Origin of the sequence: Bacillus cereus group sp. RP43, assembly GCF_040459645.1 — a bacterium.
Taxonomy (GTDB): Bacteria; Bacillota; Bacilli; order Bacillales; family Bacillaceae_G; genus Bacillus_A; species Bacillus_A mycoides_C.
In genome coordinates, this window is sequence record NZ_JARVHQ010000001.1 from 1,017,322 (window position 1) to 1,040,851 (window position 23,530).

Sequence of the window (23,530 nt, forward strand, 5' to 3'; positions counted from 1 at the left end):
GTAATGGTGACGTTTTCGCTTATATTACCCTTTATTCTTCGTTTTATGCGAACTTTGTAATCTTTCATAAACAGTAGAAAGTGCTTGTTCAAATTTTCCTGTCGTTTTCGGTTTATAATATTGCTTGTTTTTAATTTTATCAGGTAAGTATTGTTGTTGTACCCACCCGTTTGGCTGATCGTGTGGATATAAGTATCCGATGCCTCTTCCTAACGATTCGGCTCCTTTATAATGACTATCTTTTAAATGACTTGGAATATCGCCTGTTTGGCCATTACGTAAATCGTGTAGTGCGGCATCGAGTGCTTTATAGGCTGAATTTGATTTCGGTGATAGACAAAGTTCAATAACAGCATTTGCAAGTGGTATGCGTGCCTCTGGGAAGCCGACCCGTTCAGCTGATTCAATTGCTGCCAGTGTACGTGGCCCAGCTTGTGGGCTAGCAAGTCCGATATCTTCATATGCCATAATAAGCAGACGTCTACCGATGCTTTGTAAGTCACCAGCTTCAATAAGACGTGCTAAATAATGAAGTGCGGCGTTCACATCACTTCCGCGTACTGATTTTTGAAAAGCAGATAAAACGTCATAGTGAGCATCGCCACCTTTGTCGTGAACGAAGCTCTTTTTTTGTAAGCATTCTTCTGCGATTTCAAGTGTAATTTCCGCTGCCTTGTCGTCAGTTGTAAAGCTAGATAAAACTGCTAGTTCAAGTGCATTATAAGCTGAGCGCATATCACCGCCTGACGCATTTGCAAAGTGATGTAATGCTTCATCCGTAACAGTTACATCATATTCCCCAAGCCCTTTTTCTTTATCTTCAAGCGCTCGTTTTAAACCAATTAAAATATCATCTTCTGTTAGTGCGTGTAACTCGAAGATTTGACATCTGCTTCGGATAGCAGAGTTTATCGCATGGAATGGATTACTCGTCGTTGCACCAATTAAAGTAAGAAGCCCGCTTTCTAGATGGGGCAATAGAAAGTCTTGCTTCGCTTTATCTAGCCTATGGACTTCATCCAAAATTAAAACGAGGTGTCGATGCATCTTCGCTTCTTGTACGACAACTTCCATATCTTTTTTATTATGAGTAACCGCGTTTAAGAGGCGAAACGGGGTTCCAGTACTTCCCGCAATTGCGCTAGCTATTGATGTTTTTCCTGTACCTGGAGGACCGTATAAAATCATAGATTGAAAATGATTTGCTTGGACCATTCGCCATAAAATCTTTCCTTCACCAACTAAATGCTGTTGTCCAATAATTTCTTGAATATTTGTAGGGCGCATTCGATGTGCGAGTGGTTGTTTCATTTTTACCGTCTCCCTTAATATATAATCTCATTCTATCGTATCATTTTTTTTAGTGGAATTTGAAATAGGATGCTGTTTTGTGGGAAAGATGAACATTAATATTTTCATTTTTCTTTCAATTGTAATAATTTCCGAGTTTTTCAATGTGATTTTATGTTATCATTTTGATACACAAGTTGAAATTTCTTATAATACTATATTATGCTATAATTTCATAGGATTTTAAATTGTGTTCTTTTATAAATAAGATATAACCAATAGAAGTGAAAATTTGAAATGAGGTGCAAATAGATGAAGATTTCAACGAAAGGCCGCTACGGCTTAACAATTATGATCGACCTTGCAAAAAAGTTTGGTGAAGGTCCAATTTCATTAAAATCAATTGCGCAGGCACATGACCTATCTGAGCATTATTTAGAGCAATTAATTTCACCACTTCGTAACGCTCGTCTTGTAAAGAGTACGCGCGGGGCATATGGCGGATATGTATTATCTGATCAGCCAGTCAACATTACAGCAGGAGATGTAATCCGTGTACTAGAGGGGCCAATTAGTGTTGTAGAAATGATAGAAGAAGAAGAACCAGCACAACGCCAATTATGGATGCGTGTTCGTGATGCGGTGCAAGAAGTATTAGATAGTACAACTTTAGAAGATTTAGTACGTTATGAGGAAGAAAATCACGGGGGCTATATGTTTTACATTTAATTCCTTGTGAAACGATTTGGAAAGAAGGAGATTTAATGGAACGCATTTACTTAGATCATGCTGCGACATCTCCGACTCACCCAGAAGTGGTCGAAAAGATGATTCCATATATGACAGAAACATTTGGAAACCCGTCTAGTATTCACTTTTATGGGCGTCAAACGCGCCATGCGGTAGATGAGGCGAGACGTGTATGTGCACGTAGCATTCACGCGAGTCCAAATGAAATTATATTCACGAGCGGTGGTACGGAAGCTGATAATTTAGCACTTATAGGTGTAGCGCGCGCGAATCGTCATAAAGGTAACCACATTATTACAACGCAAATTGAACATCATGCGATTTTGCATACGTGTGAATTGTTAGAGCGTGAAGGGTTTGAAGTGACATATTTACCTGTTGATGAAACAGGGCGTGTTCAAGTTTCTGACATACAACAGGCATTAACGGATGAGACAATTCTCGTATCTGTTATGTATGGGAATAATGAAGTAGGAACAATGCAACCAATCGTGGAAATAGGTAAGCTGTTAAAAGAACATCAAGCTTATTTTCATACAGATGCAGTACAAGCCTACGGTTTAGTAGAAATTGATGTGAAAGAGTTGGGCATTGATTTACTATCAATTTCAGCTCATAAAATTAACGGACCAAAAGGTGTCGGGTTCCTATATGCTGGTGCAAATGTGAAATTTGAACCATTATTAATAGGCGGAGAGCAAGAAAGAAAACGCCGTGCTGGTACTGAAAATGTACCTAGTATTGCCGGACTTCAGCAAGCAATTTTGCTAGCTGAAAAAACTCGTGAGCAAAAAAATGCCCAATATGAAGAGTTTAAAGATATAATGGTATCTGTCTTCAAAAATGAGGACATTACTTTCGAGGTAAACGGAAACTTGGAATATCGCTTACCCCATGTGTTTAATATAAGTTTTACAGGAATGAATATTGAACCGTTTCTTGTAAACTTAGACTTAGCTGGTATTGCAGTATCAAGTGGTTCTGCTTGTACAGCTGGTTCGATTGACCCATCACATGTATTAGTGGCGATGTTCGGAAAAGACTCCGATCAAATACGTTCATCCGTACGCTTTAGTTTCGGACTTGGAAATACGAAAGAGCAAATTGAAAAAGCGGCGTACGAAACAGTGAAAATCGTGAAGCGATTAACACAAAATTAGCATGGGAGGTGACATGATGAACAAACTACCTCACGAAACACGCGTTGTCATCGGGATGTCCGGTGGCGTCGATTCATCTGTAGCAGCACTTTTATTAAAAGAGCAAGGTTATGATGTAATCGGAATTTTTATGAAAAACTGGGATGATACAGATGAGAATGGTGTCTGCACAGCAACAGAAGATTACAATGATGTAATTGAAGTGTGTAACCAAATCGGCATTCCGTATTATGCAGTAAACTTTGAAAAACAATACTGGGATAAAGTATTTACGTACTTTTTAGATGAGTATCGAGCTGGTCGTACACCAAACCCAGATGTAATGTGTAACAAAGAAATTAAATTTAAAGCATTTTTAGAGCATGCAATTGCACTTGGTGCTGATTATGTAGCAACAGGGCATTATGCACGCGTTGCTTATATGGACGGCGAATATAAAATGCTTCGCGGCGTTGATGACAATAAAGATCAAACATATTTCTTAAATCAATTAAGCCAAGAGCAATTATCAAAAACAATGTTCCCATTAGGTGAATTAAAGAAACCGCAAATTCGCGAAATGGCGACAGAAGCTGGTTTAGCGACAGCGGCGAAGAAAGATAGTACTGGTATTTGCTTCATCGGTGAGCGTAACTTTAAAGATTTCTTAAGTAACTATTTACCGGCGCAACCAGGTGTGATGCAAACATTATCTGGTGAAGTAAAAGGGAAACATGATGGTTTAATGTACTATACAATTGGACAACGTCATGGCCTTGGTATTGGTGGTAACGGTGATCCGTGGTTTGCTGTTGGGAAAAACTTGAAAGAAAACATTTTATATGTTGATCAAGGATTCCATAATGAACTTCTATATGGTGATGAAGTTATTGCTACGAATGTAGGCTGGGTAAGTAATAAAGCGAAAGAAAAAGAATTTAAGTGCACAGCGAAATTCCGTTATCGTCAAGCAGACAATAAAGTAACGGTTCAAATCGTTGATGAAAATACAGTTCGTATTCTTTGTGATGAGCCAATTCGTGCGATTACGCCAGGCCAAGCAGTTGTTTTCTATGATGGAGATGAGTGCTTAGGCGGCGCTACAATTGATGAAGTATATCATAGTGGTAAGAAATTAGATTATTTAGGATAACACGAGAAGCCTCTGCCGATTAGCGGTTAGAGGTTTCTTTTACATAAAGCGAATTTTCGTTCGCTTGGAAAATACATTCTTTGTTATAATTTGTTGTAGAGGTGAAGGATATGTCAAACAAACTTGAAACAGGTATTAAATATATGCAAGAAGGAAACTGGGAAGAAGCAGCTAAAAACTTCACAGAAGCAATCGAAGAAAATCCGAAAGATGCGCTTGGATACATTAACTTTGCGAATTTATTAGATGTATTAGGTGATAGTGAGCGAGCAATTTTATTTTATAAACGTGCATTAGAATTAGATGATAAATCTGCGGCTGCTTATTATGGTTTAGGCAACGTATATTACGGTCAAGAACAATTTGCAGAGGCAAAGGCTGTATTTGAACAAGCGATGCAAGCGGGCTTACAATCAGCTGACGTAACGTTTATGCTAGGGATCACACATGTGCAACTTGGAAATGATCGTCTTGCGCTGCCATTTTTACAAAGAGCGACGGAATTAGATAAAGACGATGTAGAAGCTGTTTTCCAATGCGGACTTTGCTTCGCGCGACTAGAACATATTCAAGAGGCAAAACCTTATTTTGAAAAGGTGTTAGAAATGGATGAAGAGCATGCAGATGCGTATTATAATTTAGGTGTTGCGTACGTATTCGAAGAAAATAACGAGAAAGCTCTTACTTTATTTAAGAAAGCGACTGAAATTCAGCCAGACCACTTTTTAGCGGGTAATGGTGTTCGTTTATTAGAGCAAGAAGCTGAATAAAGTGAAATTATAGTTTAATGCGCAGTTACCCCTCATCTAAAGATTGTGAAAGAGGTGGGGGATGTACTGCTCATTAAAGTGAAAAGAATTCGGGAAGGAGAGGAAAGATGGGAAATCAACATGCAATGGATTTGTTTGAGGAAGAGAAAAAATTTATAAAAGCGCAAGTTCTTCATACCATTTTCCACAACGAAGAAAACCTCTATTCCGTTGTCAGTATGAAAATCATTGAAACGAATGAAACATATGACGAAAAAAAAGTGATGATAAACGGTCACTTTCCCCGTATGCACGAAGATGAAGTGTTTACATTAACAGGTCACTTTAAAGACCACCCAAAGTATGGGAAACAATATTTAGTTGAAACGTTTAAGAAAGAATTGCCGCAAACGAAAGCAGGCATGGTGCAATATTTAGCGAGCGATTTATTTAAAGGGATTGGAAAGCGTACAGCTGAAAAAATCGTTGATCATCTCGGTGAGCATGCTATTTCTAAAATTATGGATGATCCGGATGCGTTAAATGGTGTTGTAAACAAGCAAAAAGCACAGGAAATATATGAGACGATTATTGAGCATCAAGGGCTAGAGAAAGTGATGAGCTTTTTAAATGGTTACGGTTTTGGAACAAAACTTTCTATTAAAATTTATCAGCAATATAAAGAGATGACATTAGAAGTGATTCGTAATAATCCATATAAACTTATTGAAGAAGTGGACGGAATTGGATTTGGAAGAGCAGATGATATAGGGCGTGCAATAGGAATAACGGGCAATCATGAAGACCGTGTACGTGCAGGGTGTTTTTATACGTTAGAGAATATTTCATTACAACTCGGTCACGTTTATATGGAAAAAGGTCAACTTGTGAGGGAAACGATGTCACTTTTAAATAATCAAGAAGGCAGAGTGACTGAGGAAGATATTGTAGGTTGCGTTGAAATGATGCAAAGTGAAGGGAAAGTCATCATAGAAGAAGAGCGTGTGTATTTAGCTTCGTTATTTTACTCTGAAAAAGGCGTTGTAAAGTCCATTCGCAGGCTTATGAATCAAGAGGAAACCCCCGCATTTCCTGAAGCAGAAGTGTTAAAGACATTAGGTGAAATTGAAGAACAGTTAAAGGTACAGTATGCACCGCTTCAACAAGAAGCAGTTCAAACTGCACTTCATAAGCCGATGATGTTATTAACAGGTGGACCAGGAACGGGGAAAACCACAGTTATTAAAGGAATTGTTGAAATGTATGCGTCGTTGCACGGGCTATCACTAAATCTAAATGAATATAGTGATGACAATCCATTTCCAATACTATTAACGGCTCCAACAGGAAGAGCAGCGAAGCGAATGAGTGAATCGACGGGGCTTCCGGCGTGCACAATTCATCGTCTGCTTGGATGGACGCCAGAAGGGTCTTTCCAGCGCAATGAAACAGACCCTGTTCAAGGAAAGCTCCTTATTATTGATGAATTTTCGATGGTAGATATTTGGCTGGCAAATCAATTGTTTAAATCCTTGCCGACGAACATCCAAGTAATCGTTGTAGGTGATGAAGACCAATTACCATCGGTAGGACCTGGACAAGTGTTGAAAGATTTATTAAATGCAGGTGCCATTCCAACGGTAAAACTCACAGAAATTTATCGTCAGGCAGAAGGTTCGTCTGTTATTCAGCTTGCCCATGCGATAAAAGACGGGACGCTCCCGCCAGATTTAGCACAAAATAAAAAAGATCGTTCATTTATCAGCTGTGCAGGTGCTCAAATTGTTGAGGTTGTTAAAAAGGTTTGTGAAAATGCTAAGACAAAAGGCTTTAGTGCAAGAGATGTACAAGTATTGGCACCAATGTACCGCGGACCAGCAGGTATTAATGTGTTAAATGAAGCTCTTCAAGAAGTGTTTAATCCGAAAAAAGAAAAGAGTAAAGAAATTGCTTACGGTGACGTTGTATACCGGAGAGGTGATAAAGTACTTCAATTAGTCAATCAGCCGGAAAGCCAAGTGTTTAATGGTGATATTGGAGAAATTGTTTCGGTATTTTATGCGAAAGAAAATGTCGAGCAACAAGATATGATTATCGTTTCATTTGATGGAATTGAAGTAACATATACAAAGCCGGATTTAAATCAAATTACGCATGCCTATTGCTGCTCGATTCATAAATCGCAAGGTAGTGAATTCCCAATAGTTATTATGCCAATTGTAAAGAGCTACTACCGTATGTTACGTCGTAATTTAATTTACACGGGTATTACAAGGAGTAAGAAATTCCTTATTATTTGCGGGGAGGAAGCAGCTTTTCAATCCGGTGTAAATCGCCTTGATGATGCAATGCGTCAAACGACTTTAGCTGGTCGATTGCAAGAATCACAAGGAGAAGTGCAAATGGTGACGGTTAATGGTGAAGAAATGGACGTGGAAAACATTTCACCGTATGATTTCATGTAACAAGGTGAAATTATATAGTGAAACTTTCAAACGTATAACGTTGAAAGGCTCTAGCAATGTATAAATGAATGCAGTTTGGACATAATGGCGAATAGAATCTGGGAGACTGTAAGGAGATGAAAGCCATATGTTCAGTTGTCCAAATTGTAAAGGGAAAGACATCGGAAAAATAGGTGTCAACCAATTTTATTGCTGGAACTGTTATATCGAATTATCGGTTTCAAAGGGGAAGATCCATACACATCAAGTAGAGGAAGATGGTTCATTAAGCTCTCTTGATGATTTATTTGATGATAATGAAAGAACGATCGGATAACGAAAAGGGGGATTTACCTTGAATCTACGCAATTCATTAATCGCATTAGGTGTTGGAGCTGCAGCATATCAATATGCCCGCAAACAAGATGTATTCTCAAAACGCAATGTGAAAAAAGCACGTAAGATGATTAAGTCTTATTTATAAGACGTAAAAAACTCCCTTCATGATAAGGGAGTTTTTTTATGCACTTGTATGCAAATATAAAAGTCCGATTTCAGAGAAGAGATAAGATAAACCGTAACATCCAACGCCAAGCATTCCATAATGCCATAAGTGCTTGGCTCTTTCTTTTCGCGAGGAATGAATAAAGAAACCTTTCCAAATACCGAACCCAATACAAATCCATTCAAGAATCATAAAAAGTGCTGATAATACGAGCATAAATAAAACCATCATTAGCCCTCCAGAATATATTTTTACGTCCTGTATTCTCATGGGTGGTTGTCCTTATTATGTTAAATATATGTACGTCTTTAAAAAACAGTATGGTCTGTATAAAAAGATTTTAAAACTTTTGCACATAACCTAACCTATTTATTTTCAAAATAAAGGTAGAGGAGGTTTTTCGTGTGAAGAATCTTAAAATCATTTGGATATATCGTTTAGGATTATTGTTACTTGTTTTTCTTTGTTTGCTGGTCTTTTTAAAAATTAAGCCACTATGGGCACCGATTATTTTTGTATTTAAAGTGGCGATCACACCGTTTCTTATTGCTTGTTTTATTGCTTATTTATTGCACCCTTTAATTGAAAAAATCCATAAGGAAGGAATGCCACGCACACTTGCTATTTTGCTCATTTATATTCTTTTCTTTGGCGGAATTGGCTATGGAATTTATAAAGGGACGCCAGTTGTTATTAAACAGTTACAAGAAATTAATGAACAATTTCCGCAGTTTACAAAAATGTACGATTCTTGGATGGATGGAGTTACAGAACAAACAGCGAATTTCCCATCATTTATTCATGAAAAGGTAAAGCAAATTTTCGTTGGTGTAGAAATGAAGATACAAACGCTTTTAAATAAGGTTATGAGCACAGCTCGTGGTGTATTGGATTCATTGCTCATTATTTTCTTAATTCCGTTCATTGTATTTTACATATTAAAAGATTACGGTGAGTTTTATCACATTTTTTGGAAAATAGTTCCGAGTAAGTGGCGTAGTACGGGTCAAATGCTTGCGAAAGAAATTGATAAGTCACTCGGAAGTTATATTCGAGGACAGTTATTTGTTTGCTTAGTATTAGGGGGAGTATCTGTTCTTTCTTTTTGGTTTATCGGTATGAAATATCCGTTATTACTCGGCATTATTATTGGGGTAACGGATATAATCCCATACTTTGGTCCTATTTTAGGGGCGATTCCGACGTTGATGATTGCGGCAACGGTATCAACGAGTTTACTCATTAAGGCGGGGATTACGATTGCTATTTTGCAATTTTTGGAAAGTAACATTTTATCGCCTTACATCGTTGGTAAGTCGCTTCGTATGCATCCCGTTATTATTATGCTCGCATTACTAGTTGGAGGAGAGATAGCCGGGATTGTAGGATTGCTAATATCGGTTCCAATTTTAGCTGTTATTCGTACAGTGGTCGTTCATGTGAGGCCTCTTTGGAAAAGAGAAGATATTTAATGTGAAAGCCCTCTATCTATAGAGATAGAGGGCTAATAATATGGTTATTTAGAGAGTTGTTCTTTTATTTGTTGAACAATCCCGCTCACATCATTTGTTTGAATATGTTTTATTTTTTTCCATTCATCATCATACATAAATACAATTTGATTACTAAAAAGTCGTTTCTGTTCTTTTAGATTAGAAATTTTTGCGAAAGAGTACTCTTCAAATATTGGGTTTTTGCTTAAATCTGGTCCGTAAAAGAAGAGCCTTTTGTTCGTTAAGATTAACAGTCCTGGCCTTGCGATGGAACGATATATAAATATATCTAATGAGCATGCTGCGTAAAACAATATAGTTTCGTCCGTAGTTAACATGTTTTTAGCTTTGTTCAATAAGGTTGTCATTGTGATCGCTCCTTCATTATTAATAATTTAATTATAACAAAAAATGTAATATTTAGAAAATTGTATAAGGTGTTTTTTATGAGGAGATTCCTATTTAGTAATAAATGCATAATATATTTAAAGGCTGTTAAGAATGAATAGTAGAATAGCTATGATTAATAAGCAATTGATACAATATAAATGATTATCTACATTGACAAACTTAAGAGAATTCTATTATATTTAGTCATATAATACATTAAATCAATGACGGAACAAGTACGTTACAGTCCATTTGTAGAGAGAAGCTTCCACTGGCTGAAAGAAGCTTTAAATGAAGGGTAACAGAAAGCTAATCCTGAGAGCAGCTAATCACTGCCGTCTTGCCACGTTACGGCACCATGAGGTGATGAATTGATTGTTATAATAATCAATTCATAATTAGGGTGGTATCGCGAGTTAACTCTCGTCCCTTTTATAGGGGCGGGAGTTTTTTATATTTAAGGAGGAAAATACAATGAAACAACTAACAGGCGCACAAATTCGTCAAATGTTTTTAGACTTTTTCCAAGAAAAAGGACATGCAGTAGAACCTAGTGCATCACTAGTTCCACATGAAGATCCATCTCTTCTATGGATTAACAGTGGTGTAGCAACATTAAAAAAATATTTTGATGGACGCGTAATTCCGCAAAATCCACGTATTACAAATGCTCAAAAATCAATTCGTACAAACGATATTGAAAACGTAGGGAAAACGGCTCGTCACCATACATTCTTTGAAATGTTAGGGAACTTCTCAATCGGTGATTACTTCAAAGAAGAAGCAATTACTTGGGCTTGGGAATTTCTAACGAGCGACAAATGGATCGGATTCGATAAAGAATTACTATCTGTTACAATTCATCCGGAAGATGAAGAAGCATTCACAATTTGGAATGAGAAAATGGGTGTTCCAAAAGAACGCATCATCCGTTTAGAAGAAAACTTCTGGGATATCGGTGAAGGACCAAGTGGACCGAATACAGAAATTTTCTATGACCGCGGTGAAGCTTACGGTAATGACTTTAGTGACCCAGAATTATATCCGGGCGGAGAAAACGAGCGTTACTTAGAAGTATGGAACCTTGTATTCTCTCAATTTAACCATAACCCAGACGGTTCATATACGCCGCTTCCTAAGAAAAACATCGATACAGGGATGGGTCTAGAGCGTATGACATCTATCGTTCAAGATGTACCTACGAACTTTGATACAGATCTATTCATGCCGATGATTGGTGCAACAGAATCAATTTCTGGTGAGAAATATCGTAATGGCGATTTAGAAAAAGATATGGCGTTTAAAGTAATTGCTGACCATATCCGTACAGTAACATTCGCTGTTGGTGACGGTGCTCTTCCATCTAACGAAGGCCGTGGTTATGTATTACGTCGTTTATTACGCCGTGCTGTTCGTTATTCTAAGAAATTAAACATCAACCGTCCATTCATGTTTGAATTAGTACCGGTTGTTGGAGAAGTAATGAAAGACTTCTATCCAGAAGTACTTGAAAAGAAAGATTTCATCGCAAAAGTTGTGAAGAATGAAGAAGAGCGTTTCCATGAAACACTTCATGATGGTGAATCAATTTTAGCTGAAGTAATTGCAAAAGCGAAAGAAGAAAAAACAACTGTTATTTCTGGCGTAGATGCGTTCCGTCTATACGACACGTACGGTTTCCCGATTGAATTAACAGAAGAATATGCAGAAGAAGCTGGTATGACAGTTGATCAAGCAGGCTTTGAAAATGAAATGGAGAAACAACGTGAGCGTGCACGTGCTGCTCGTCAAGACGTTGACTCTATGCAAGTTCAAGGCGGTGTACTTGGTGAGGTTAAAGTAGCGAGCGAATTCGTTGGTTACGGTACAGTTGCAACAGAAAGTAACGTTGTTGCACTTGTAAAAAATGGTGAGTACACAGATAGCCTACAAGCAGGTGAAGAAGGACAATTAATACTTGATGTAACGCCATTCTACGCTGAGAGCGGTGGGCAAATTGCAGACCGTGGTTATCTTCTTGCTGACGGCGTAAAAGTTGTTGTAAAAGACGTACAAAAAGCACCAAATGGTCAAAACCTACACAAAGTTGTTGTTGAAGAAGGTACATTAACGAAAGAAGCGGCTGTAAAAGCTCTTATCGATACGAAAAACCGTAGTAGCGTTGTGAAAAACCATACAGCAACTCACTTACTGCACCAAGCATTAAAAGATGTACTTGGAACGCATGTTAACCAAGCGGGTTCTCTTGTAACATCTGAACGTTTACGTTTTGACTTCTCTCACTTCGGTCAAGTACAAGCTGACGAATTAGAAAAAATTGAGCGTATCGTAAACGAAAAAATTTGGGAAAGTATTGATGTTGCGATTTCTCAAAAAGCAATTGAAGAAGCGAAAGAAATGGGCGCAATGGCATTATTCGGTGAAAAATACGGTGATGTTGTACGCGTTGTACAAGTAGGCGATTACAGCTTAGAACTTTGCGGTGGTTGTCACGTTGATAACACAGCTTCTATCGGTATTTTCAAAATCGTTGCTGAGTCTGGTATCGGTGCAGGAACACGTCGTATTGAGGCGGTAACTGGTAAATCTGCATATGAATTAATGAACGATCAAGTAGGTTTATTAAAAGAAGCAGCAGGAAAAATGAAAACAAATCCGAAAGATATTTTAACAAGAGTAGATGGTTTATTTGCTGAAGTAAAACAACTTCAAAAAGAAAACGAATCTCTTGCTGCGAAATTAAGCAATATCGAAGCTGGAAACTTAACTGATTCAGTAATGACAGTTGATGGCGTGAACGTATTAGCGGCGAAAGTAAATGTTGCAGATATGAACAACTTACGTACAATGATGGACGACCTTAAAAATAAATTAGAGTCTGTAGTTGTTGTATTAGCGTCTGTAAATGACGATAAAGTAAATATTTTAGCTGGCGTAACGAAAGATTTAATTAGTCAAGGTTACCATGCAGGTAAACTTGTGAAAGAAGTAGCTTCTCGTTGTGGAGGCGGCGGTGGTGGCCGTCCTGACATGGCTCAAGCAGGTGGTAAAAACCCGGCGCAAGTAGAGGAAGCTTTAGCATTTGTACAAGAGTACGTTAAATCTGTTTCAAAATAAAGAGATAGTAGTGTACAATGGTAGGGAGAGGAGAAGTTCTTCTCCCTATACTTACTACTTACAAGTGAGGTGCTTGAAATGGACGGTTTTGATAAAACAATGAAGTTTAGCATTCAAGATGAAAAACAGAGTGTCCATGTAAATGATGTACTTTTAACTGTGTATGATGCACTTCAAGAAAAAGGTTATAATCCGATTAACCAAATCGTCGGTTATTTATTAAGTGGAGATCCAGCATACATACCTCGCCATAAAGATGCACGAAGCATCATTCGCAAGCTTGAACGTGATGAGTTAATTGAAGAGCTTGTGAAGTCTTACTTGAAACATCATCGTGAGGAGTAGTTTATGCGGATATTAGGTTTAGATGTTGGTACTAAAACAGTCGGTGTTGCAATGAGCGATGAAATGGGCTGGACAGCACAAGGGCTGGAAACAATCAGGATTAACGAAGAACGAGGCCACTTTGGTTTTGACCGTATTTCTGAGTTGGTAAAACAGTACAATGTGGACAAAATAGTAGTAGGTTTACCTAAAAATATGAATGGTACAATCGGCCCTCGTGGTGAAGCGTGCCAGCAATTTGCAGAAAACCTGCGAAATCTGTTACAATTAGAAGTTGTAATGTGGGACGAGCGTTTGTCGACGATGGCAGCGGAACGTCTGCTCATTTCAGCTGATGTGAGCCGTAAGAAGCGAAAACAGGTAATCGATAAGATGGCTGCAGTCGTGATCTTACAAGGATTTTTAGATAGTAAATAAGAGGTGACCAAAATGGAAGAAAATCAAATTACAATTGTAGACGAAAAAGGAAACGAACATTTATGTGAAATTATTTTCACTTTTGATGCTGAAAAATTCGGCAAAAAATCTTACGTAGTCTTCTCTCCAATCGGTGAAGTAGACGAAGATGGAGACCAAATCTTCGATGCAATGGCATACGAGCAAAGTGAAGATGAGGGCGGAACATTACTTTCAATTGAATCTGAAGAAGAGTGGGAAATGGTACAAGAAATGTTTAACACTCTTGCTGATGAGCAAGAAGAAGAATAGTAATGAATAAAAAGGCGAACTGTTTACACAGTTCGCCTTTTTTGTATTCATATGCAAAATGACAGATTTTTTGTCGAAACTACTTAATTGTTTATAGTATAATAAGACGGGTTGTATGAAAAAAAGGCTTTAAATGAGCAGCTGTCACCAATTATTTAGAAATGATTGGTTTTGCTTTATGTTTGTAGGGCATTGTATAGAGGAAGTGTATATGGTCTACAATTGAATAAGGAGGAAGAATTTTGGTAGAGAATCAAGTGAAGAAGAAGCGTAGACGCATTTTTTTAATTTCGATTATCGCACTGCTTTTAGTTTGTGGATCAGTCTATGCGTATATTTCATCTGCATTAGGGCCAGTTGATAGCGAGAATAAAAAAGAGATTGAGGTAGAGATTCCAAAGGGGTCATCTACAAGTAAAATCGGTGAGATTTTAGAAGAAAAAGGTGCTGTGAAAAGCGGTACAGTTTTTAGTTTTTATACGAAATTTAAGTCAAAAAACTTACAAGCAGGTACATATTTATTAAATCCTTCGATGAGTGCTAACGATGTCATTGAACAAATGTCATCTGGCAACGTACATCGTCCGGCTCTTTATAAAGTGACGATTAAAGAAGGGGCGCAAGTAACTGAAATTGCTGAAGTGATTGCGGCGGAATTAAAGTGGAATAAAGATGATGTTGTGCGTCAATTAAACGATAAAGCATTTATTCAAAAAATGCAGCAAAAGTATCCGAAGCTATTAACGGATAAAATTTTTGATAGCAACATTAAATATCCACTAGAAGGATACTTATATCCAGCAACGTATTCTTTCTATAAAAAGGATACGAAGTTAGAAGAAATTGTAATCCCGATGCTTGAGAAAACAAATGCAATTATTGTTCAAAATGAGGCGAAAATGAAAGCAAAGAACTGGGATGTTCATCAACTTCTCACGTTGTCTTCACTTATTGAAGAAGAGGCCACTGGCTTTACTGATCGCCAGAAAATCTCTAGTGTTTTCTATAATCGTTTAGCGAAAGGTATGCCGCTTCAAACGGATCCGACGGTATTATACGCGCTTGGAAAGCATAAACAACGTGTATTATATGAAGACTTGAAAGTAAACTCACCGTACAATACGTATGTTGTGAAAGGATTGCCGGTTGGACCGATTGCAAACTCTGGTAAACATTCAGTGGAAGCAGCGTTAGATCCTGCGCAAACAGATTATTATTATTTCTTAGCTGCACCAAGTGGTGAAGTGTATTATGCGAAAACATTAGAAGAACATAATTCATTAAAGCAAAAATACATTACGAAAAAACAGTGAAATGGGGAGGGGTAGCGAAAAAGGTCGCACATCCCTCTTTTTTGTGGTAAAATATATCGGGTTAAAAACTGGCAGAAGAATCGTTTTTAATATCAAAACGGGACGTACAAGCTAAGGGTGAAACTGGCTTGTATTTTTATTGCATTCTATGTGTGAAAAGACAAAGGTTGACGCGTCATAGAGGCACTTCTCCATGTAAATAAGGAGGACCAATTATGGAGGATGCAGTTAACGAGTACCTATTATCATTTATTGATCCAAAAGATAAATTAATTCTTGAAATGGAAGAGTATGCAACTGAAAACCATGTGCCGATTATGGATCGACTTGGAATGGAATTTATGCTGCAATTTTTACGTTTAATTGGACCGGAAAGTATTTTAGAACTGGGAACAGCAATCGGTTATTCTAGTATTCGTATGATGCAAGCTATTCCGAACTCTCGCATTGTGACAGTAGAGCGCAATCGTGAACGATATGAAAAGGCACTTGAATATATAGAATGTTCCCCAGTAACAGACCGTATTTCTGTTATTTACGGTGATGCTTTAGAAACGGGCGAACAAGTGAAAGAACATGGAACATTTGATGTTATTTTTATTGATGCAGCGAAAGGGCAGTATCGTCGCTTTTTTGACTTATACGAACCGTTATTAAATCCTGGTGGCGTTATTATTTCAGATAACGTTATGTACCATGGTCTTGTGACGACAAAAGAGAAAATTGAAAATAGACGTACGCGTGGTTTGATTCGTCGTATTAAGACGTACAATGAATGGCTTATGAACCATGAAGGATACGATACAACGATTTTCCCAATTGGCGATGGAGTGGCTGTAAGTAAAAAGAGAGGGTGACAAAGTATGAAGAAACCTGAATTGTTAGTAACGCCTAGAGCGGTGGCGGATATTGAACCTCTTGTGAAAGCAGGGGCAGATGCAGTAATGGTTGGTGAACAAAAGTTTGGTTTACGTTTGGCAGGAGAGTTTTCACGTGAAGATGTGAAACAAGCTGTAAACATTGCACATGAAAATGGTGTGAGAGTATACGTTGCAATGAATGCAATGTTCCACAATGATAAAGTGGAAGAATTAACGGACTACGTTGCCTTTTTAAATGAGATAAATGTAGATGCGATTGTTTTCGGAGATCCAGCGGTATTAATGGCTGTTCGTGAAGTTGCACCAAACATGCAACTTCACTGGAATACAGAAACGACAGCAACAAACTGGTTTACTTGTAACTATTGGGGGCAAAGAGGTGCGAAACGCGCTGTATTAGCTCGTGAGCTTAGCTTAGATGAGATTGCTGAATTAAAAGAAAATGCTGAAGTGGAACTTGAAGTACAAATTCACGGTATGACTTGCATGTTCCAATCGAAGCGTTCACTAGTAGGAAACTACTTTGAGTATCAAGGGCGTAATCTCGACATCGAAAAGAAAAAGTATGAAGAGAATATGTTCTTATACGACCCAGAACGTAATAACAAATATCCAATTTATGAAGATGAAAATGGTACTCACATTATGAGTCCGAATGATATTTGTTTCATCGATGAGTTAGAGGAACTAATCGATGCTGAAGTCGATAGCTTAAAAATTGATGGTGTCCTAAAGAGTTCTGAATACATTATTGAGGTAACGAAGAAATATCGTAAGGCGATTGATTTGTGTGTAGAAGATCGTGATGCGTATTATGACGTGAAAGATGATTTATTTAAAGAGATAGAAGAAATGCAACCGGTAAATCGTCCGTTAGATACAGGATTCTTCTTTAAAGAAACGGTTTACTAGACGAGGAGGGTGTAGGAAATGACTGTACAAGAAATTTCACGAGTGATCGATGGCAAACGCGTTATTGTGAAAAAACCTGAACTGTTAATCCCTGCGGGTAACTTAGAAAAATTAAAAGTAGCTATCCATTATGGGGCAGATGCTGTATATTTAGGTGGACAAGAATTTGGTCTTCGTTCTAATGCAGGTAACTTTACGCTGGAAGACATGGCAGAAGGCGTTGAATTTGCAAAGAAATATGGAGCAAAAATATACGTAACAACAAATATTTTTGCACATAATGAAAATATGGATGGGCTAGAGGAATATTTAAAAGGGATTGAAAAAGCTGGCGTAACGGGAATTATCGTTGCCGATCCGCTTATTATTGAGACATGTAAACGTGTAGCGCCTTCTGTTGAGGTGCATTTAAGTACACAACAATCACTATCCAACTGGAAAGCAGCACAGTATTGGAAAGAAGAAGGTTTACATCGTCTTGTATTAGCTCGTGAAGCAAGCTATGAAGAAATGAAAGAAATTAAAGAAAAAGTTGATATTGAAATTGAAGCATTCGTCCATGGTGCAATGTGTATCGCGTATTCAGGGAGATGTACATTAAGTAACCATATGACAGCGCGTGACTCTAACCGTGGTGGTTGTTGTCAATCTTGCCGCTGGGATTATGATTTAGTTCAAACGGTATCACAACATAAAGATGCAAAAGAGCTTCCTCTATTCCAAGAAGAAGATGCTCACTTTGCGATGAGCCCAAAAGATTTAAATTTAATCTTATCCATTCCGAAAATGATTGAAATTGGAATTGATAGCTTAAAAGTTGAAGGACGTATGAAATCTATCCATTACGTAGCGACTGTAGCAACTGTATATCGTAAAGTAATTGATGCGTATTGTGCGGATCCGGATAACTTTGAGTTTAAACAAGAATGGTTAGATGAACTTGATAAATGTGCAAATCGTGATACAGCTCCTGCATTCTTTGAAGGGGTTCCAGGACATCAAGAGCAAATGTTTGGAAATCATAGTAAGAAAACAACGTATGATTTTGCTGGTTTAGTGTTAGATTATAATGAAGAAACGGGCATCGTAACGCTTGAGCAACGTAATCACTTCAAACCAGGACATGAAGTGGAGTTCTTTGGGCCAGAAATAGAAAACTTTACGCAGACGGTGGAGAAAATTTGGGATGAGGATGGAAACGAATTAGATGCAGCGAGACATCCGTTGCAAATCGTGAAATTCAAAGTGGATCAACCAGTGTATGTGAATAATATGATGCGCAAAAACATACTTCAATAAGAAAGAGTGGTAGTCGAATGGGGACGAATAAGCCTGTTGTAATTGGAATCGCTGGTGGTTCAGGATCAGGAAAAACAAGTGTAACGAAAGCGATTTTTGACCATTTTAAAGGTCATTCCATTTTAATCTTGGAGCAAGATTATTATTACAAAGATCAAAGCCATTTACCAATGGAAGAACGTTTAAAAACGAATTACGATCATCCGTTAGCGTTTGATAATGATTTGTTGATTGACCATTTGCAGCAGTTGCTTGCATATGAGCAAGTGGAAAAGCCTATATATGACTATACAGTGCATACGCGTTCAGAAAAAATTATTCCAGTTGAGCCGAAAGATGTAATTATTTTAGAAGGAATTCTTATTTTAGAAGACCCACGTCTTTGTGAGTTAATGGATATTAAGGTGTTCGTTGATACAGATGCGGACCTTCGTATTTTACGCCGCATGCAGCGCGATATTGAAGAGCGCGGTCGTACAATGGATTCAGTTATTGACCAATACGTAAACGTTGTACGCCCAATGCATAATCAATTTATTGAGCCTTCTAAGAAATTCGCGGATATTATTATCCCTGAAGGTGGACAAAATCATGTTGCAATTGATATTATGGTTACAAAAATTGCAACAATTCTTGAACAAAAAGTAAATTTGTAATAGCATAGTAAAAGATATACGATAGGAAGGGATTTTTTCCCTTCTTATCGAATACAATGAAACATGAAACCTCACCTACCAATAGGTGAGGGCATATTTATATCAACTTTCCATACATACCTTCTTTACATAAGGAAGAATTGGAGAATAAGGGGTTGTATGTGACAACTCCACTAGTGCACGTGTGCTAGAAACCTCCGCTATATATAAGCGGAGGAGTTTTCATATGGAACTCCTCTTTTTTTCAGGGGATTGGTATATAAAAGGAGTGGAAAACATGGCAACAGAAAAAACATACCCTATGACGCAAGAGGGTAAGCAAAAACTAGAGAACGAAGTTGAACAATTAAAAACAGTAAGACGTAAAGAAGTTGTAGAGCGTATTAAAATCGCACGTAGCTTCGGAGATCTTTCTGAGAACTCTGAGTACGATGCAGCGAAAGATGAGCAAGCATTCGTTGAAGGGCGTATTACACAACTAGAAAATATGATTCGTAACGCAGTTATCATTCAAGATAATGGTGAAGAGTCTACAGTTGTAACATTAGGTAAAACAGTAACATTTAAAGAGTTACCAGGTGGAGACGAAGAAGCGTACACAATCGTAGGTAGCGCAGAAGCTGATCCATTTGAAGGAAGAATTTCTAACGATTCTCCAATCGCAAAAAGCTTATTAGGTAAGCAAATTGGTGAGAAGGTAGCAATCCAAACACCAGGTGGAGAAATGCAAGTAGAGATTATCTCTGTAAAATAACGTAAAAATCACTCGTGTAAAAACGAGTGGTTTTTTATTTGTATAAAAGGTGAAACACCTCGTCTAAACTACAATAGACGAGGTGTTTTTTATGAAAATAAAACGGAGAATTATAATTGTTTTAATTTGTTTTATGTGTGTGATTTTTTTATTACTTTGTCGTTTAATCCAAATACAGATTATAGATACGGAATCATTTACTGACCGAAATATCAATTTGATTGAAAAAAGTGTTACACAACGAACACAATCACTTACAGTAGATAATGGAAGAGGGCATTTTACAGATCGAAATGGTAAGGAAATTGGTGAAGAGAAATATCCAGTCGTAATTATTTTTCCATTTTTACAAATAAAAAATGACATGTTAGAGAAAATTGCGCATATCATTGGTATGTCGAGACAAGAGATAAGAATGCAAATGAACAATAAGAATCAAGCATTTATATTACGAAGGGGGAATATCCCATTTCAATTAACGCTCGAGCAAATGGAGAAGGTAAATCAATTAGATATTTTAGGTATTGTAGCAGCAGAAGTTCGACTGAAGCAAACGGGAGAGGCAAATCATTTAATTGGTGATGTAGGAGAGAATGAACAGGAATTTCAAAAGCGTTATGGAGAAATGGAAAAAACTTCGAAACAAACGCCAATTGGTATTTCGGGATTGCAACAATCATTTGATGAATTTTTACTGACTGATGGAGAAGCGAAAGTACTATATCAAGTGGATCGACAGGGAGAACCGATTTTTGGGAAGCAGGCGAAATACACTTCACCAGGAAATCCGTTTTATCCAGTTACTATTCAAACAACAATACATAAAACGTTGCAACGACGAGCAGAGAAGATTATAGATGAAAACAGAATAAAAAAAGGTGGGTTAGTATTACTAGACATAAAGAATAGTGAAGTTTTAGCAATGGTAAGTAGGCCTTCTTTACAGATGAATGATAGGAGGATATATAAAGCTACACTTGAAAATCAAATGTTAACTCCTCATTTTCCGGGGTCTGTTTTTAAAACAGTAGTTGCAGCAGCAGGAATTGATGAGAATTTGGTGCGGTTTAATCGTACATTTAACTGTAATACGGATTTATACGGTGAAGATCTTCCGCAAGTTATGATGGGGTCATTAAACTTTAAGGGAAGCTTTGCTAGAAGCTGTAATCGGACGTTTGCCGTGTTAGGTGATGAACTAATGCAAAAGGATAGGGAAGTATTAGAAACGTATTTAGAGGCCTTAGGAGCAAGTAAGAAGGTAGGGTGGAAAGGTTCGGTATTTCATACACCAGAATTTGAGCAATTGCCAGAAGAAAAGAGTGCTATTATTTGGGGGAGCGAAGAAAATAAAGATAGTAGAAAAGCGATTGCTCAAACGATGGTCGGACAAAAAGATGTACGTGTGTCACCTCTAGCTATAGCGAATATGATGGCGACAATTGCTAGAGGTGGAGAGAAGATGGAAGTGAAAGCTGTGAAAAAAATAGTGTATAAAAATGGAACCGACTTTTTTACATTTGAAAATCATAAATTAAATGGGAAACAGCTTTCTTATGAAACGATGAAAAAATTACAACAGTTGTTAAGAGGCGTTGTAACGATGGAGAAAGGAACGGGAACCGCATTCCGTTCGTTGCCACTAACTGTCGCTGGAAAATCTGGGACGGCACAAACAGGAAAAGGAGGGAAGGTGAATCGCTGGTTTGCAGGTTATTTTCCATATGAAAACCCAAGATATGCTTTAGTTGTAGTTGATATAGAAACAGATAACGTAAATGTAGTTACACCAGCTTTTGCAGAAATGGTAGAAGCAATTCATCAATTAGAAATTGAAAAGTAATCTTGCAATTATTTATGAAATGTTTTCATTTCGTGAAAATATTATTGTAAATGTTCAACCTTTCTAGATTTAATGTTACAATAGCAAGTATGAAAAACTGCATGGAGGTTTGAAGAATGGCAGGAGGATCTAGATTTCAACAGAAACAACAAAAACGTCGTCAAAACGGTGTTTTAAATATTGCGATTGCTATTGTATTAGTAGCAGTAGCTATTGTAGCATATCAATTGTTTGTTCCTGGTACAAAAGAGCAAGCGTCTTCTAGTGATAAAAAAGTAACTCAGCAAACAACAAAAGAGAATAAAGCTGAGAAAGCTAAAGGTAAAGAAGAGACGAAGAAGAATGAGCAAGAGAAAGCAGAGGCTAAGAAGAAGGAAGAAGAGAAGCTAAAGGCTGAAGAAGAAAAGAAAAAAGCTGAAGAAGAAGCGAAAGCTAACGAGAAAGTACCAGCTGAAAAAACACAGTCACAGGCAACAGATGCGTATACGAAATCCTCTTGGAAGCCAGTAGGTACAGAACAAGGTGCAACACCTGCGATGACGTTTAAAAAAGGTTCAGCAGATTGGAATGAAATGAATCAAGCGATTTCCACTGCAATTGACGTTCCAGTAGAGCAATTAGTTATTCATAGAATCGGAAATAACGGTAAGAATAAAGCGTACGGTAATGTCCAAGATAAGCAATCAGGTAAAAAATATTATGTAAATATTGATTGGGTAGACAATGAGGGCTGGAAACCAGTACTTGTTCAAACTCTAAACTAAAAAAGAGAGGCTCTTATGAGCTTCTCTTTTTTAGTTAACGTAATTTCTTTAATTTAAAATGAACAACCGCGCTATAATACGGTCTTTTGCTTTCGGGATCCATAACCATTTGATGCGAGATGTGATGAACTTCAAGCATAAGTGCTTTATTATTATCAATTTGTTCACTAATTTTTTTTTCTAAAGAAGCTAAGTCCCCCGCTTCAAAAAATTCTATTTTATCTTCTAACATTTCAAAGGTAAATGACATGAAGATGCCCCCTCTCCTATGTAATCAACTACAGTGTAACAAAGAAAAGAAGGAAATACCATGTACATTTCAATTGACATTTTTAGAAAGAGGGAATATCATACTGATAAAACCGATAAGAAAAAGGGGAATTTTTATGGGGACAGAATTTAATGGTTTATTTGATGAGTGGGCTCATACGTACGACTCATTTGTACAAGGCGAAGATATACAATATAAAGAAGTTTTCGCCCATTATGAGGACATTTTAGAGGATGTAGTTAACAAGTCATTTGGTAACGTATTAGAATTTGGTGTAGGTACTGGCAATTTAACAAATAAATTATTACTTGCTGGTCGCACAGTTTACGGTATAGAACCGTCACGCGAAATGCGTACAATTGCAAAAGAGAAATTACCAAAAGAGTTTTCAATTACAGAGGGTGATTTTCTTTCATTTGAAGTCCCAAATTCGATCGATACTATTGTGAGCACTTACGCATTTCATCATTTAACAGATGAAGAAAAAGACGTAGCAATTGCGAAGTATAGTCAATTGCTAAACAAAGGTGGTAAAATAGTGTTTGCTGATACGATATTTGCAGATCAAGATGCATATGATAAAACTGTCGAAGTAGCAAAGCAAAGAGGTTTTCATCAGTTAGCAAACGATTTGCAAACAGAATACTATACACGTATTCCTATCATGCAATCTATTTTTGAAAACAATGGCTTCCATGTAACGTTCACGAGATTGAATCATTTCGTTTGGGTAATGGAGGCAACTAAGCAATAG

25 protein-coding genes and 1 other annotated feature are annotated in these 23,530 nt (G+C 37.4%); of the genes, 21 read left to right on the top strand and 4 right to left on the bottom strand.

From position 1 onward, the window contains the following. Positions 1-24: 24 nt before the first annotated feature. Complete coding sequence (locus QCI75_RS05270; RefSeq protein WP_144504007.1) at positions 25-1,311, bottom strand: replication-associated recombination protein A; 1,287 nt, start codon at positions 1,309-1,311, stop codon at positions 25-27. Between the two features lie 291 nt (positions 1,312-1,602). On the opposite strand from QCI75_RS05270, the gene cymR reads away from it, so the two are divergent. The 7 genes from cymR to QCI75_RS05305 all read left to right on the top strand — a co-directional run bounded on the left by cymR (position 1,603) and on the right by QCI75_RS05305 (position 8,009). Then, positions 1,603-2,019: a cysteine metabolism transcriptional regulator CymR gene (cymR, locus tag QCI75_RS05275; RefSeq protein WP_000704117.1), complete on the top strand. Its 417-nt coding sequence runs from the start codon at positions 1,603-1,605 to the stop codon at positions 2,017-2,019. A 35-nt stretch (positions 2,020-2,054) separates the two neighbouring features. Then, positions 2,055-3,200 carry a cysteine desulfurase family protein gene (locus QCI75_RS05280; RefSeq protein ID WP_144504009.1) on the top strand — a complete coding sequence of 382 codons (1,146 nt, stop codon included), beginning with the start codon at positions 2,055-2,057 and terminating at the stop codon, positions 3,198-3,200. A 16-nt stretch (positions 3,201-3,216) separates the two neighbouring features. Beyond that, positions 3,217-4,332 (top strand): tRNA 2-thiouridine(34) synthase MnmA, encoded by a 1,116-nt coding sequence (mnmA, locus tag QCI75_RS05285; RefSeq protein WP_001038016.1) that lies wholly within the window; start codon positions 3,217-3,219, stop codon positions 4,330-4,332. A 110-nt stretch (positions 4,333-4,442) separates the two neighbouring features. After that, positions 4,443-5,102 carry a tetratricopeptide repeat protein gene (locus QCI75_RS05290; RefSeq protein ID WP_144504011.1) on the top strand — a complete coding sequence of 220 codons (660 nt, stop codon included), beginning with the start codon at positions 4,443-4,445 and terminating at the stop codon, positions 5,100-5,102. A 107-nt stretch (positions 5,103-5,209) separates the two neighbouring features. Beyond that, positions 5,210-7,546 carry an SF1B family DNA helicase RecD2 gene (recD2, locus tag QCI75_RS05295; RefSeq protein ID WP_002122699.1) on the top strand — a complete coding sequence of 779 codons (2,337 nt, stop codon included), beginning with the start codon at positions 5,210-5,212 and terminating at the stop codon, positions 7,544-7,546. Positions 7,547-7,673: 127 nt separating this feature from the next. Beyond that, positions 7,674-7,862 carry a hypothetical protein gene (locus QCI75_RS05300; protein WP_002015288.1) on the top strand — a complete coding sequence of 63 codons (189 nt, stop codon included), beginning with the start codon at positions 7,674-7,676 and terminating at the stop codon, positions 7,860-7,862. 18 nt (positions 7,863-7,880) lie between these two features. Continuing rightward, entirely contained in the window at positions 7,881-8,009 is a 129-nt protein-coding gene (locus tag QCI75_RS05305; protein ID WP_002015286.1) for a YrzQ family protein, read from the top strand. Positions 8,010-8,045: 36 nt separating this feature from the next. Here the strand turns inward: QCI75_RS05305 and QCI75_RS05310 are convergent, their stop codons facing one another. Next, positions 8,046-8,258 (bottom strand): hypothetical protein, encoded by a 213-nt coding sequence (locus QCI75_RS05310; RefSeq protein WP_144504015.1) that lies wholly within the window; start codon positions 8,256-8,258, stop codon positions 8,046-8,048. Positions 8,259-8,434: 176 nt separating this feature from the next. On the opposite strand from QCI75_RS05310, the gene QCI75_RS05315 reads away from it, so the two are divergent. After that, positions 8,435-9,502 (top strand): AI-2E family transporter, encoded by a 1,068-nt coding sequence (locus QCI75_RS05315; protein WP_353760049.1) that lies wholly within the window; start codon positions 8,435-8,437, stop codon positions 9,500-9,502. 44 nt (positions 9,503-9,546) lie between these two features. On the opposite strand, the gene QCI75_RS05320 is transcribed toward QCI75_RS05315, so the two are convergent. Next, entirely contained in the window at positions 9,547-9,891 is a 345-nt protein-coding gene (locus QCI75_RS05320) for a PH domain-containing protein (RefSeq protein ID WP_144504019.1), read from the bottom strand. Positions 9,892-10,128: 237 nt separating this feature from the next. Continuing rightward, positions 10,129-10,347 (top strand) — a binding site (T-box leader). Between the two features lie 40 nt (positions 10,348-10,387). Between QCI75_RS05320 and alaS the strand changes: the two genes are divergently transcribed. From alaS to QCI75_RS05380, 12 genes are all read left to right on the top strand, one after another. Then, positions 10,388-13,030: an alanine--tRNA ligase gene (gene alaS, locus QCI75_RS05325; protein WP_353760050.1), complete on the top strand. Its 2,643-nt coding sequence runs from the start codon at positions 10,388-10,390 to the stop codon at positions 13,028-13,030. A 78-nt stretch (positions 13,031-13,108) separates the two neighbouring features. Further along, positions 13,109-13,375, top strand: a complete 267-nt coding sequence (locus QCI75_RS05330) for an IreB family regulatory phosphoprotein (RefSeq protein WP_000348590.1) — start codon at positions 13,109-13,111, stop codon at positions 13,373-13,375. A 3-nt stretch (positions 13,376-13,378) separates the two neighbouring features. After that, positions 13,379-13,792 (top strand): Holliday junction resolvase RuvX, encoded by a 414-nt coding sequence (gene ruvX, locus QCI75_RS05335; protein WP_001221204.1) that lies wholly within the window; start codon positions 13,379-13,381, stop codon positions 13,790-13,792. A gap of 12 nt (positions 13,793-13,804) precedes the next feature. Beyond that, positions 13,805-14,083 (top strand): DUF1292 domain-containing protein, encoded by a 279-nt coding sequence (locus QCI75_RS05340; protein WP_002015279.1) that lies wholly within the window; start codon positions 13,805-13,807, stop codon positions 14,081-14,083. 242 nt (positions 14,084-14,325) lie between these two features. Further along, positions 14,326-15,396: an endolytic transglycosylase MltG gene (mltG, locus tag QCI75_RS05345; protein ID WP_144504023.1), complete on the top strand. Its 1,071-nt coding sequence runs from the start codon at positions 14,326-14,328 to the stop codon at positions 15,394-15,396. Positions 15,397-15,611: 215 nt separating this feature from the next. Beyond that, on the top strand, positions 15,612-16,253 hold the full coding sequence (locus tag QCI75_RS05350) for an O-methyltransferase (protein ID WP_002122686.1): 642 nt from the start codon (positions 15,612-15,614) through the stop codon (positions 16,251-16,253). A gap of 6 nt (positions 16,254-16,259) precedes the next feature. After that, the gene (locus QCI75_RS05355; RefSeq protein WP_353760052.1) at positions 16,260-17,189 is read left to right on the top strand and encodes a peptidase U32 family protein; all 930 of its coding nucleotides are present in this window, start codon (positions 16,260-16,262) and stop codon (positions 17,187-17,189) included. Positions 17,190-17,207: 18 nt separating this feature from the next. Next, positions 17,208-18,488 carry a peptidase U32 family protein gene (locus tag QCI75_RS05360; protein ID WP_002111968.1) on the top strand — a complete coding sequence of 427 codons (1,281 nt, stop codon included), beginning with the start codon at positions 17,208-17,210 and terminating at the stop codon, positions 18,486-18,488. A gap of 17 nt (positions 18,489-18,505) precedes the next feature. Then, the gene (gene udk / locus QCI75_RS05365; RefSeq protein WP_002145642.1) at positions 18,506-19,144 is read left to right on the top strand and encodes a uridine kinase; all 639 of its coding nucleotides are present in this window, start codon (positions 18,506-18,508) and stop codon (positions 19,142-19,144) included. A 277-nt stretch (positions 19,145-19,421) separates the two neighbouring features. After that, entirely contained in the window at positions 19,422-19,898 is a 477-nt protein-coding gene (gene greA / locus QCI75_RS05370; RefSeq protein ID WP_131232081.1) for a transcription elongation factor GreA, read from the top strand. Positions 19,899-19,989: 91 nt separating this feature from the next. Then, positions 19,990-21,741, top strand: a complete 1,752-nt coding sequence (locus QCI75_RS05375; RefSeq protein ID WP_144504029.1) for a peptidoglycan D,D-transpeptidase FtsI family protein — start codon at positions 19,990-19,992, stop codon at positions 21,739-21,741. Positions 21,742-21,857: 116 nt separating this feature from the next. Continuing rightward, entirely contained in the window at positions 21,858-22,505 is a 648-nt protein-coding gene (locus QCI75_RS05380; protein WP_144504031.1) for a YrrS family protein, read from the top strand. A 34-nt stretch (positions 22,506-22,539) separates the two neighbouring features. On the opposite strand, the gene QCI75_RS05385 is transcribed toward QCI75_RS05380, so the two are convergent. Further along, the gene (locus tag QCI75_RS05385; protein WP_144504033.1) at positions 22,540-22,755 is read right to left on the bottom strand and encodes a YrzA family protein; all 216 of its coding nucleotides are present in this window, start codon (positions 22,753-22,755) and stop codon (positions 22,540-22,542) included. A 136-nt stretch (positions 22,756-22,891) separates the two neighbouring features. Here QCI75_RS05385 and QCI75_RS05390 point away from each other — a divergent pair, with 136 nt between their 5' ends. Beyond that, entirely contained in the window at positions 22,892-23,530 is a 639-nt protein-coding gene (locus tag QCI75_RS05390) for a class I SAM-dependent DNA methyltransferase (protein ID WP_144504035.1), read from the top strand.